The organism is uncultured Maribacter sp. (genome assembly GCF_947500985.1).
GTDB lineage: Bacteria > Bacteroidota > Bacteroidia > Flavobacteriales > Flavobacteriaceae > Maribacter.
In genome coordinates this window covers 1-13,336 of sequence record NZ_CANMTX010000010.1, presented here as the reverse complement: position 1 = coordinate 13,336, position 13,336 = coordinate 1, and the positions used below count along the sequence as shown (strand labels likewise).

The 13,336-nt window shown below is 35.7% G+C and carries 5 protein-coding genes; 4 read left to right on the top strand and 1 reads right to left on the bottom strand.

Annotated features, from left to right (window positions below; all coding sequences use genetic code 11):
* Positions 1-19 precede the first annotated feature (19 nt).
* The 3 genes from rpoB to Q0871_RS16605 all read left to right on the top strand — a co-directional run bounded on the left by rpoB (position 20) and on the right by Q0871_RS16605 (position 8,561).
* Positions 20-3,829: a DNA-directed RNA polymerase subunit beta gene (gene rpoB, locus Q0871_RS16615; protein WP_299325662.1), complete on the top strand. Its 3,810-nt coding sequence runs from the start codon at positions 20-22 to the stop codon at positions 3,827-3,829.
* 62 nt (positions 3,830-3,891) lie between these two features.
* Entirely contained in the window at positions 3,892-8,190 is a 4,299-nt protein-coding gene (gene rpoC, locus Q0871_RS16610; RefSeq protein WP_299325660.1) for a DNA-directed RNA polymerase subunit beta', read from the top strand.
* Between the two features lie 56 nt (positions 8,191-8,246).
* Positions 8,247-8,561: a DUF3467 domain-containing protein gene (locus tag Q0871_RS16605; protein WP_073247363.1), complete on the top strand. Its 315-nt coding sequence runs from the start codon at positions 8,247-8,249 to the stop codon at positions 8,559-8,561.
* Positions 8,562-8,594: 33 nt separating this feature from the next.
* On the opposite strand, the gene Q0871_RS16600 is transcribed toward Q0871_RS16605, so the two are convergent.
* On the bottom strand, positions 8,595-10,184 hold the full coding sequence (locus Q0871_RS16600; protein ID WP_299325657.1) for a peptide chain release factor 3: 1,590 nt from the start codon (positions 10,182-10,184) through the stop codon (positions 8,595-8,597).
* 377 nt (positions 10,185-10,561) lie between these two features.
* Here Q0871_RS16600 and Q0871_RS16595 point away from each other — a divergent pair.
* Positions 10,562-13,336 (top strand): Ig-like domain-containing protein (locus Q0871_RS16595; RefSeq protein WP_299325654.1); only part of this gene is annotated, 2,775 nt, incomplete at its 3' end.

The following is a 13,336-nucleotide window of genomic DNA, read 5'->3' as shown; positions in this document are numbered from 1 at the left end:
ATCAAAACACTGTCCGTAGATGTTCACAAATAATACTGAAAGAATAAGCTTCGCTTCCGCAAGAAACACACCGGATTACCCGGATTTCTTAGATATTCAGATTAAATCTTTCCAAGACTTTTTTCAACTAGAGACTAAATCAGATGAAAGAGGTAATGAAGGTCTTTATAACACCTTCATGGAAAACTTTCCAATCACTGATACTAGAAATCAGTTTGTATTGGAATTTTTAGATTATTTCATAGATCCACCAAGATATTCTATTCAAGAATGTATCGAACGTGGTCTTACTTACAGCGTTCCTTTAAAAGCACGTTTAAAATTATATTGTACGGATCCTGAGCATGAGGATTTCGAAACAATTGTACAAGATGTGTATTTAGGTACGATTCCTTATATGACACCAAGTGGTACATTCGTTATCAATGGTGCAGAAAGGGTTGTTGTTTCTCAGTTACACCGTTCTCCTGGTGTATTCTTTGGACAGTCTTTCCATGCAAATGGAACAAAATTATATTCTGCAAGAGTAATACCTTTTAAAGGTTCTTGGATAGAGTTTGCTACCGATATTAATGGAGTTATGTATGCTTATATCGATAGAAAGAAAAAATTACCGGTTACTACATTGTTTAGAGCTATTGGCTTTGAACGTGATAAAGATATATTAGAGATTTTCGACCTATCGGAAGAAGTAAAGGTTTCTAATGCCGGACTTAAAAAAGTACTTGGTCGTAAATTAGCGGCTAGAGTCTTGAATACATGGCATGAAGATTTCGTTGATGAGGATACTGGTGAAGTAGTATCTATTGAGCGTAATGAAATTGTTCTAGATCGTGATACTATTTTAGAGAAAGAACATATTGCTGAGATTATAGATGCAGATGTAAAGACTGTTCTTTTACATAAAGAAAATAATGCGCAATCGGATTACGCAATTATTCATAATACATTACAAAAAGATCCAACGAACTCTGAAAAAGAAGCCGTTGAACATATCTATCGTCAATTACGTAATGCTGAGCCGCCAGATGAGGAAACAGCACGTGGTATTATTGATAAATTATTCTTTTCTGATCAACGTTACAACTTAGGTGAAGTTGGTCGTTATAGAATGAATAAGAAATTACAGTTGGATATTGGTATGGACAAGCAAGTCTTGACTAAAATTGATATCATTACTATAATAAAATATTTAATTGAATTAATTAACTCAAAAGCAGAGATTGATGATATTGACCACTTATCTAACCGTCGTGTTAGAACTGTAGGTGAACAATTATCTTCTCAGTTTGGTGTTGGTCTTGCACGTATGGCAAGAACAATTCGTGAGCGTATGAACGTTCGTGATAACGAAGTATTTACACCTATAGATTTGATTAATGCGAAGACGTTGTCTTCTGTTATTAATTCTTTCTTTGGTACGAATCAGTTATCTCAGTTTATGGATCAAACGAATCCATTAGCAGAGATTACGCACAAGAGAAGGCTATCGGCATTAGGTCCAGGTGGTTTATCTAGAGAGCGTGCTGGTTTCGAAGTACGTGATGTTCACTATACACATTACGGTCGTTTATGTCCTATTGAAACTCCTGAAGGTCCAAACATTGGTTTGATATCTTCATTGTCTGTGTTTGCGAAAGTAAACCCAATGGGCTTCTTAGAGACACCTTATAGAAAAGTTACTGATTCTGTTGTTGATTATAAGAACTTTACTTATTTAAGTGCAGAAGAAGAAGAAGGAATGAAGATTGCGCAAGCAAACATTCCTATGAAGGAAGATGGTACTATTGATGCTGAAAAGGTTATTGCTAGAGAAGAAGGTGATTTCCCTGTTGTAGATCCATCAGAAATTCAATATACCGATGTTGCTCCTAATCAAATTGCATCTATTTCTGCATCTTTAATTCCTTTCTTGGAACATGATGATGCCAACAGGGCTTTGATGGGATCAAACATGATGCGTCAGGCAGTTCCTTTATTGAAGCCACAATCACCGATTGTTGGTACAGGTTTAGAGCGCCAAGTTGCTTCAGATTCTAGAGTATTGATCAATGCAGAAGGTGATGGAGTTATAGAGTATGTAGATGCTCAGAAAGTTACTATCAAATATGATAGAACTGATAACGAAAGATTGATCAGCTTTGAAGAAGATAGTAAAACGTATTTCTTAGTTAAGTTTAGAAAAACTAACCAAGGTACGAACATTAACCTAAAACCTATTGTACAAAAAGGAGATAGAGTTAAGAAAGGACAAGTTCTTTGTGAAGGTTATGCAACCGAAAAAGGAGAGTTGGCATTAGGTAGAAACTTAGTAGTAGCTTTTATGCCTTGGAAAGGGTATAACTTTGAGGATGCAATTGTAATTTCTGAAAAAGTTGTTCGTGAAGATATATTTACATCTATACATGTTGATGAATATTCTTTAGATGTTAGAGATACTAAATTAGGAGCTGAAGAGCTTACACATGATATACCAAACGTTTCTGAAGAGGCTACAAAAGACCTTGATGAAAATGGTATGATTAGAATTGGTGCAGAGGTTAAGCCTGGTGATATTCTAATAGGTAAGATTACTCCAAAAGGGGAATCGGATCCAACTCCTGAAGAAAAATTATTACGTGCTATTTTTGGTGACAAAGCTGGCGATGTAAAGGATGCTTCTTTAAAAGCTTCACCTTCTTTAAGAGGTGTTGTTATTGATAAGAAATTATTCTCTAGATCAGTAAAAGATAAGAGAAAACGTTCAGAAGATAAAGAAGAGCTTTCTAAATTAGAATTAGAATACGAAGTAAAATTCCAAGAATTGAAAGATGTTCTTGTTGAGAAATTATTTACCATAGTTAATGGCAAAACTTCTCAAGGTGTTCTTAATGATTTAGGTGAAGAAGTATTACCTAAGGGTAAGAAGTATACAATGAAAATGTTAAATTCTGTTGATGATTTCGCTCACTTAGTTGGTGGAAGCTGGACTACAGATAACGAGACTAATTCATTAGTAGCAGATTTACTTCATAACTATAAAATTAAACTTAACGATTTACAAGGTAACTTGAGAAGAGATAAGTTTACAATATCTGTTGGTGATGAGTTGCCAGCTGGTATTATGAAGTTGGCTAAAGTCTATATTGCTAAAAAGCGTAAGCTTAAGGTTGGTGATAAGATGGCAGGTAGACACGGTAACAAAGGTATTGTATCTAGAATAGTGCGTCATGAAGATATGCCGTTTTTGGAAGATGGAACTCCTGTTGATATCGTTCTTAATCCACTGGGTGTACCTTCTCGTATGAACATTGGTCAAATTTACGAAACCGTATTAGGTTGGGCAGGTCTTAAGCTTGGTAGAAAGTATGCAACTCCAATTTTTGATGGTGCTACATTAGATCAGATTAATGCTTACACAGACGAAGCGGGTATTCCAAGATTTGGACATACATACTTATATGATGGTGGTACTGGACAACGTTTTGATCAACCTGCAACAGTAGGTGTGATCTATATGTTGAAACTTGGACACATGGTAGATGATAAGATGCATGCACGTTCTATAGGACCATACTCATTAATTACACAACAACCATTGGGTGGTAAAGCTCAATTTGGTGGTCAGCGTTTTGGAGAGATGGAAGTATGGGCACTTGAAGCATATGGTGCATCGGCAACTTTACGTGAGATTTTAACGGTTAAATCTGATGATGTTATCGGAAGAGCAAAAACCTATGAATCTATCGTTAAAGGAGAAACTATGCCTGAGCCTGGTTTACCAGAATCTTTCAACGTTTTAATGCACGAACTTAAGGGATTAGGTTTGGATATTAGACTTGAGGAATAGTTCAATATTTTATATTGAAGACTATTAAGTAAAACAAATTAAAACATTATCAGCACGCTATTATGGCTAGAATAAAAGATAATAACCCAGTAAAAAGGTTTGATAAAATTTCAATAGGATTAGCTTCGCCAGAATCTATTTTGGCAGAGTCTAGAGGTGAAGTTTTAAAGCCTGAAACAATTAACTATAGAACTCATAAACCAGAACGCGATGGTTTGTTCTGTGAGCGTATTTTCGGTCCTGTAAAGGATTACGAGTGTGCTTGTGGTAAATATAAGCGTATACGTTACCGTGGTATCGTATGTGACCGTTGTGGTGTAGAGGTTACTGAGAAAAAAGTACGTAGAGACCGTGTAGGTCATATTAACTTGGTAGTGCCAGTTGCTCATATTTGGTATTTCCGTTCTTTGCCTAACAAAATAGGGTACTTATTAGGTTTGCCATCCAAGAAATTGGATATGATTATTTACTACGAGCGTTATGTAGTAATTCAACCAGGTATTGCTAAAGGTCCTGAAGGTGAAGAAATTCAAAAAATGGATTTCTTAACAGAAGAAGAGTATTTAAATATAATAGATACTATTCCTCAAGAAAATCAATATTTAGAAGATTCTGACCCTAACAAGTTCATAGCTAAAATGGGAGCAGAGTGTTTAATTGATTTATTGGGTAGAATAGATCTTAAAGAACTTTCTTTCGAGTTAAGACATAAGGCAAATACAGAAACTTCTAAGCAACGTAAAACTGAAGCTTTAAAACGTTTACAGGTTGTAGAGGCATTAAGAGAATCTCAAGAGAATAGAGAAAACGAGCCAGAGTGGATGATTATGAAAGTAATTCCGGTTATACCACCAGAATTGCGTCCATTAGTTCCATTAGATGGTGGTCGTTTTGCGACTTCAGATTTAAATGATCTTTATAGAAGGGTAATTATTCGTAATAACCGTCTTAAAAGATTAGTAGAGATAAAAGCACCAGAGGTGATTTTGCGTAATGAAAAACGTATGCTTCAGGAAGCTGTTGATTCTTTGTTTGATAACACAAGAAAGGCATCTGCTGTAAAAACTGAATCTAATAGACCATTAAAGTCACTTTCAGATTCATTAAAAGGTAAGCAAGGTCGTTTCCGTCAAAACTTACTTGGTAAGCGTGTTGATTATTCTGCACGTTCGGTAATCGTTGTTGGACCAGAATTGAACTTGTTCGAATGTGGTCTTCCAAAAGATATGGCAGCTGAATTGTACAAACCTTTTGTTATCAGAAAGTTGATAGAAAGAGGTATTGTAAAAACAGTGAAGTCCGCTAAGAAAATTATAGATAAAAAAGAACCTGTAGTTTGGGATATTTTAGAGAATGTATTGAAAGGTCACCCAGTATTATTAAACAGGGCTCCTACATTACACCGTTTAGGTATTCAAGCATTCCAACCTAAATTAATAGAAGGTAAAGCGATTCGTCTTCACCCATTAGCATGTACTGCATTTAATGCGGATTTTGATGGGGATCAAATGGCGGTTCATTTACCATTAGGACCAGAGGCAATTTTAGAAGCGCAATTATTAATGCTTGCTTCTCAAAACATATTAAACCCTGCGAACGGTTCACCAATTACGGTTCCATCACAGGATATGGTCTTGGGTCTATATTATATGACCAAAGAGCGTAAATCAACACCAGAAGTTCCAATTATTGGTGAAGGTTTAACTTTTTATTCAGCAGAAGAGGTAGAGATTGCTTTCAATGAAGGCATGGTTAACCTGAATGCTGGAATAAAAGTTAGAGCAAAAGATTTCAATGAAGAAGGTGAGTTGGTTTATAAAATCATACCTACAACTGTAGGTCGTGTATTATTTAATAATCACGTGCCAGAAGCGGCAGGTTATATTAACCAAGTTCTTAATAAGAAAGCCTTAAGAAATATTATTGGAGATATTTTAGCTGTAACAAGTGTACCAGTTACAGCCGCGTTCTTGGATAAGATTAAGACTATGGGTTATGAATTCGCTTTTAAAGGTGGATTGTCCTTTAGTTTGGGGGATATTATTATTCCTGCTGAAAAAATGGACATGATTGGTGAAGCCAATGTTCAAGTTGACGGTATTATGGCCAATTATAACATGGGTCTTATAACCAACAACGAGAGATATAATCAAGTTATTGATGTTTGGACATCTACTAACGCTCAGTTAACAGAGTTGGCTATGAAGCGTATCCGTGAGGATCAGCAAGGTTTCAACTCGGTATATATGATGCTTGATTCTGGTGCAAGGGGTTCTAAGGAGCAAATTCGTCAGTTAACAGGTATGCGTGGTTTGATGGCTAAGCCTAAAAAATCTACTGCCGGTGGTGGTGAAATTATTGAAAACCCGATTCTTTCTAACTTTAAGGAAGGTCTTTCAATTCTGGAATACTTTATTTCTACTCACGGTGCTCGTAAGGGTCTTGCTGATACCGCTTTGAAAACTGCAGATGCAGGTTATTTAACTAGAAGACTAGTTGATGTTTCTCAAGATGTTATTATTAACACTGAAGATTGTGAAACATTAAGAGGTGTAGAAGTTCAGGCGCTTAAGAAGAATGAAGAGATCGTTGAAACTTTAGGTGAAAGAATTTTAGGTCGTGTTTCATTGCATGATGTTTATAACCCAATGACTGAAGAGTTAATTCTTCAGGCTGGTCAGCAAATTATGGAAGCTGATGTGAAAAGAGTTGAAGCTTCTCCGGTTGAGAAAATCGAAGTTCGCTCGGCACTTACATGTGAGGCGGATAAAGGAATTTGTGCTAAATGTTATGGTAGAAACCTTTCTACTAATAAGATGGTTCAAAGAGGTGAAGCTGTTGGTGTTGTTGCTGCTCAATCAATTGGGGAGCCAGGTACACAGCTTACACTTAGAACATTCCACGTAGGTGGTATTGCAGGTAACATTTCTGAAGATAATAAACTAGAAGTAAGATTCTCTGGTGTTGCTGAGATTGAAGATTTACGAACAGTAACAGGAGAAGGTTCAGACGGTAAACCTGCTGAAATTGTAATCTCTAGAACGAGTGAAATAAAAGTAGTAGATGCTAAAACAGGTATTACTTTAAGTACAAGTAATATTCCTTACGGTTCTCAATTATTTATTGAAAACGGAGCTAAGGTTGCTAAAGGTGATGTTATTTGTTCTTGGGATCCATATAACGGTGTTATCGTTTCAGAATTCCCGGGTAAGATAGCTTATGAGAATATTGAGCAAGGTGTAACTTACCAAGTTGAAATTGATGAGCAAACAGGTTTCCAAGAGAAAGTAATTTCTGAGTCTAGAAACAAGAAGTTGATACCAACATTATTGATTCAAGATGCTAAAGGTGAAACATTACGTTCATATAACCTACCTGTAGGTTCGCACATTATGGTAGATGATGGTGATAAGATTAAAGAAGGTAAGATTTTGGTTAAAATTCCTCGTAAATCTGCAAAAGCAGGTGATATTACGGGTGGTCTTCCAAGAGTTACTGAATTATTCGAAGCAAGAAATCCATCAAACCCAGCAGTTGTATCTGAAATTGACGGTGTTGTTTCTTTTGGTAAGATTAAGAGAGGTAACAGAGAAATCATCATTGAATCTAAATTAGGTGAAGTGAAGAAATATCTTGTAAAACTTTCTAATCAAATCTTAGTTCAGGAGAATGATTACGTAAGAGCTGGTATGCCATTGTCAGATGGTTCAATTACTCCAGAAGATATCTTAGCAATTAAAGGTCCTTCTGCAGTACAACAGTACTTGGTAAACGAAGTACAGGAAGTTTATAGACTTCAAGGTGTGAAGATTAATGATAAGCACTTCGAAGTAGTTGTTAGGCAGATGATGCGTAAAGTAAGAATTCAAGATCCGGGTGATACTATTTTCTTAGAGAATCAATTGATTCATAAAGATGATTTCATTATGGAAAATGATGAAATATTTGGTAAGAAAGTAGTAATGGAAGCGGGTGATTCTGATAACCTTAAACCAGGTCAAATTGTAACTCCAAGAGAGTTGAGAGATGAAAATTCTTTATTGAGACGTGGTGATAAGGCATTGGTAGAAGCAAGAGATGCTGTCTCAGCAACTGCTACTCCAATTCTACAAGGTATTACTAGAGCATCGTTACAGACGAAATCATTTATCTCTGCTGCATCGTTCCAAGAAACGACTAAAGTATTGAATGAAGCTGCTGTAAGTGGTAAGATTGATACATTAGAAGGTCTTAAGGAAAATGTAATCGTTGGTCATAAGATTCCGGCTGGTACGGGTATGAGAGACTACGATAGTATTATCGTTGGGTCCAAAGAAGAATATGATGAAATAATGGCCAGAAAAGAGGCATTAAGATTCTAATTTTATATTAACCCTCAAATTTTATTTGGGGGTTATTTTTCTAATAAAACTGTAATATGAGTGACAATAAGAATCCGAATCAAAAACAAATTAATATTGAATTGGATGAGAAGATGGCAGAGGGTATATATTCTAACCTAGCCATAATAAATCATTCAGTATCTGAATTTGTAGTTGATTTCATAAGTATGATGCCAGGAGCTCCAAAGGCAAAGGTTAAGAGTAGAATTATACTTACTCCGCAACATGCTAAAAAGTTTTTAAAAGCATTGAATGATAATGTACAACGGTTTGAAAAAGCTAATGGTACTATAAAAGATTATGAACAACCTTCTATACCAATGAATTTTGGTCCGACCGGTGAAGCATAAAAAAAAGCCCAACTTTTAAAGTTGGGCTTTTTTTTATTCAAATTCAGAAGTAAAATGAAATTTCACTGATGGATATTTCTGCTGTGTCATTTGCAAAGAAAATTGAGAGTCTGCTAGAAAAACCAATTGTCCTTTTTTGTCTTTCGCTAAGAATTTTTGCTTTACTCGTTCAAATTCTTTGAATTCATCTGTTTTTCTATTCTCAGTACCCACCCAACAGGCTTTGTGTACGTTAAAGTTTTCGTAGCTACATTTTGCACCATATTCATGCTCAAGCCTATATTGTATCACTTCAAACTGTAAAGCTCCTACAGTACCGATTATTTTTCTTCCATTTAGTTCTAAGGTGAACAATTGGGCAACACCTTCGTCCATTAACTGATCAATACCTTTATTAAGTTGTTTAGACTTCATTGGGTCAGCATTGTTTATATATCTAAAGTGTTCAGGAGAGAAGCTAGGTATACCCTTGTAGTGCAGACTTTCTCCTTCAGTTAATGTATCTCCTATTTTAAAATTGCCAGTATCATGCAGCCCTACAATATCTCCTGGGTAAGAGATATCAACTATTTCTTTCTTTTCGGCAAAAAATGCATTCGGACTAGAGAATTTTAAGTTTTTACCATTTCTTACATGTAAATAAGGTTTGTTACGTTCAAAAGTACCAGATACGATTTTTATAAATGCAAGACGGTCTCTGTGCTTTGGATCCATATTAGCATGAATTTTAAAGACAAACCCTGTCATTTCTTTTTCGTTAGCTGCTACAAGACGTTCTTCGGCATTCTTTGAACGTGGAGTAGGAGCAATTTGAATAAAGCAGTCTAAAAGCTCTCTTACTCCGAAATTATTTAATGCAGAACCAAAAAATACGGGTTGCTGTTCTCCTTTTAAATAAAGCTCTTTATCAAAGCTAGGGTAGACACCCCAAACCAGTTCTAGGTTTTCTCTTAATTCAGTTGCTGCCTTATTTCCTATAATTTTATCCAACTCAGGATTGGTAACATCATCAAATGCTATAGTCTCTTCAATGTTCTTTTTATTATCTCCACTAAATAAGTTGATATTCTTTTCGAAAATATTGTAGATACCTTTAAAGTCATATCCCATACCTATAGGAAAACTTAACGGAGTTACAGAAAGACCTAATTTCTGTTCTAATTCGTCAAGTAGGTCAAAAGCATCTTGACCTTCCCTATCCATTTTGTTTATAAACACCAATATCGGTATTTTACGCATTCTACAAACTTCAACCAATTTAACTGTTTGTTCCTCAACACCTTTTGCAACGTCGATTACAACAATAACACTATCTACGGCAGTTAAGGTTCTAAAAGTATCTTCTGCGAAATCTTTGTGACCAGGCGTATCAAGTATATTGATTTTTTTACCCTTGTAGTTAAATGCAAGAACAGAAGTGGCAACTGAAATACCTCTTTGTCTTTCAATTTCCATGAAATCACTAGTAGCTGTTTTTTTAATTTTATTATTCTTAACAGCACCTGCTTCTTGTATTGCGCCACCAAAAAGTAATAATTTTTCAGTCAATGTAGTTTTACCCGCATCTGGGTGAGAAATTATTCCGAAGGTTCTTCTACGTTCTATTTCTTGCTTAAAGGTCATATACAAAATTTGTGCAAAAGTAATATAAATTCAATTCTTAACATTTAGGTTGTAGGTATGATAATTTTAAATTATTATTTTTTATATCTATTTGATTAATTGGGTTTTAGGTTTTTAAAGGTTACTATTTTAAATATTCTATGATCTTTTATTAAGAATTCATCGTAAATAAAATTGAAATGTTAAATATTCTTAATTAAAAAGCCTGCTTTTTCTGTCGATTACCCATTTAATTCCTTGGTTAATCGAAAAAGAATTTGAGTTGATTCAATTATAATATATCTTAGCATCGTTAAATAAGACAGCCCCACTTTCTTATAACGAACATTTTAAAAATCCTGCGTAATGCCATGGTGATTAGTAAAACACTAACACTTATGGGTAAAATTTCTTTTATAAAAATTAACGGTTTTAATACCGACAGATTTTCTTTTCTATTTATTTTTTCAATGATATTGCTTCTTGGTATTCAAGTTTTCGGATTTGAATCTAAAGAAGTCAATACATCAATTCTGTTTTTTGAACAATCGGTAGAAGATATAGATAAAGATGATGATGGTATTTTAGATACTGTTGAAGATCAGAATGAAGATGGTGATGGGGATTACTTAACGAACCCTTCTGATAGGGACGGTGATGGTATACCGAATTATTTAGATATTGATTCTGACGGAGATGGTATATTAGATAATTATGAAGGTCAGCGTACTATTAGTTATGTCGCTCCTTCTGGTATTGATGATAATAATAATGGATTAGATGACGCTTACGAAGGCTCATATGGTTTTGGTATCATTCCTATTAACTCTGATAGGGCTGCGATAGTAGATTATTTAGATTTTGATTCTGATATTGATGGTATAAGAGATAATGTTGAATCTCAACCTTATTTAGAATATGTGGCTCCTTTAGGTATCGATGTAAACCAAAATGGTTTAGATGATGCTTATGAAGGTAGTTTTGGTTTTGGTATTATACCGATAAATTCCGATAGTGATCAGTATCCTGATTATAGAGACTTTGATTCAGATAATGACGGTATTAAAGATAAGGTAGAGGCTCAAACTTCTGAAGGGTATATTCCACCAACTGGTGATAATGATAACAATGGTATCGATGATTCTTATGAGGCTGGGTTGTCTCCTATAGATACTGACGGTGATGGAATTCCTGATTTTCATGATATAGATTCTGATAATGATGGAATTTTAGATAATTACGAAGCACAATCTACTGCTGGTTATTTAGCACCAGATGGTATTGATAGTACACGCGATGGTTTAGATGAAGTTTACGGTCAAGGGGGTATTGAACCTCAATACAATACAGATGGTGATGCTAAACCAGATTATAGGGATATAGATTCTGATAATGATGGTATTCCTGATAATATTGAAGGTCAGTTAACTAATGGATATGTGCCTCCTTCAGGATTGGATAGTGATAAGGATGGTCTTGACGATGCGTATGAAGGTTCTGGAAATCAAGGTATTGATATGATTAATACAGATGGTGATGCTGAGCCCGATTATAGAGATTTAGATAGTGATAACGATTCTGTTGCCGATAACAATGAGGGCAACGATTTTAATTTTGACGGAATCCCTGATCAGACCTTTACCGGTATAGATACAGATGGTGATGGACTTGACGATGGTTACGAAGGTTCTGATGTAAATGACGGTTTTGATGTCAATGATGAGATCAACGACCCTGCTAATGATCTGCCTGATACCGATGGTACTGAGGATGTAAACTACAGGGATTTGGACGATGACGGTGACGGTGTGGATACACCTGATGAGGATGCCAACAACGATGGTGATCCAACAAATGACGATAGTGATAATGATGGTACTCCAGATTATTTAGATCCTGACACCAATACTGGTCCTGATACTGATGGCGATGGAGTAGCGGATAGTGCAGATCTTGATGATGACAACGATGGTATATTGGACAGTGTTGAAGATCCTAATTTAGATGGCGACAACGATCCGTTAACTGATTCATTAGATAGTGATGATGATGGAATACCGAACCATTTGGATATTGATAGTGATAACGATGGAATTCCAGATAATGCAGAGGCACAGACTACAGATGGCTATATAGCTCCTAACGAGGACGATGCCGCAACGTATGCATCTAACGATGGAGTTAACAGTGCATATCCGGATGGGCTAACACCTGTCAATACAGATGGAATCGATAATGTAGATTACCTTGATTTAGATAGTGATAACGATTCTGTTGCCGATAACAATGAGGGCAACGATTTTAATTTTGACGGAATCCCTGATCAGACCTTTACCGGTATAGATACCGATGGTGATGGACTTGACGATGGTTATGAAGGTTCTGATGTAAATGACGGTTTTGATGTCAACGATGAGATCAACGACCCTGCTAACGATCTGCCTGACACCGATGGTACGGAGGACGTAAACTATAGGGATTTGGACGATGATGGTGATGGTTTGGATACATCGGACGAGGATGCGAACAACGATGGTGATCCAACAAATGACGATACGGATAATGATGGTACTCCGGATTATTTAGATCCTGATAATACTCCTATAGAAGAGTTAGATGTTGTAGACGATACTGTATCTACTCCAATAGATACTCCAATTGATATAGATATTTTAGATAACGATTTTGGTATTCCTAGTGATGGTACGTTAACGGTAACCGATCCATCAAATGGAACTGTTGAAATTAATGATGGTGGTACACCTGATGATATTTCAGATGATACGATTACATATACTCCGAACGATGGTTTTGAAGGAACCGATGTAATAGAGTATACGGTATGTGATGCGGAAGGAAATTGTGACACGACAACTGTAACAATTACTGTAGGGGAACCGGTAGCTCTAGATGTTGTGGACGATACTGTATCTACTCCAATAGATACTCCAATTGATATAGATATTTTAGATAACGATTTTGGTATTCCTAGTGATGGTACGTTAACGGTAACCGATCCATCAAATGGAACTGTTGAAATTAATGATGGTGGTACACCTGATGATATTTCAGATGATACGATTACATATACTCCGGACGATGGTTTTGAAGGAACCGATGTAATAGAGTATACGGTATGTGATGCGGAAGGAAATTGTGACACGGCAACTGTA

What these genes read in the sequence shown, in the direction of transcription:
- Q0871_RS16600 (WP_299325657.1), bottom strand. Translation starts at nt 10,184, where the DNA reads ATGACCTTTAAGCAAGAAATAGAACGTAGAAGAACCTTCGGAATAATT.
- Q0871_RS16605 (WP_073247363.1), top strand. Translation starts at nt 8,247, where the DNA reads ATGAGTGACAATAAGAATCCGAATCAAAAACAAATTAATATTGAATTG.
- rpoB (WP_299325662.1), top strand. Translation starts at nt 20, where the DNA reads ATGTTCACAAATAATACTGAAAGAATAAGCTTCGCTTCCGCAAGAAAC.
- rpoC (WP_299325660.1), top strand. Translation starts at nt 3,892, where the DNA reads ATGGCTAGAATAAAAGATAATAACCCAGTAAAAAGGTTTGATAAAATT.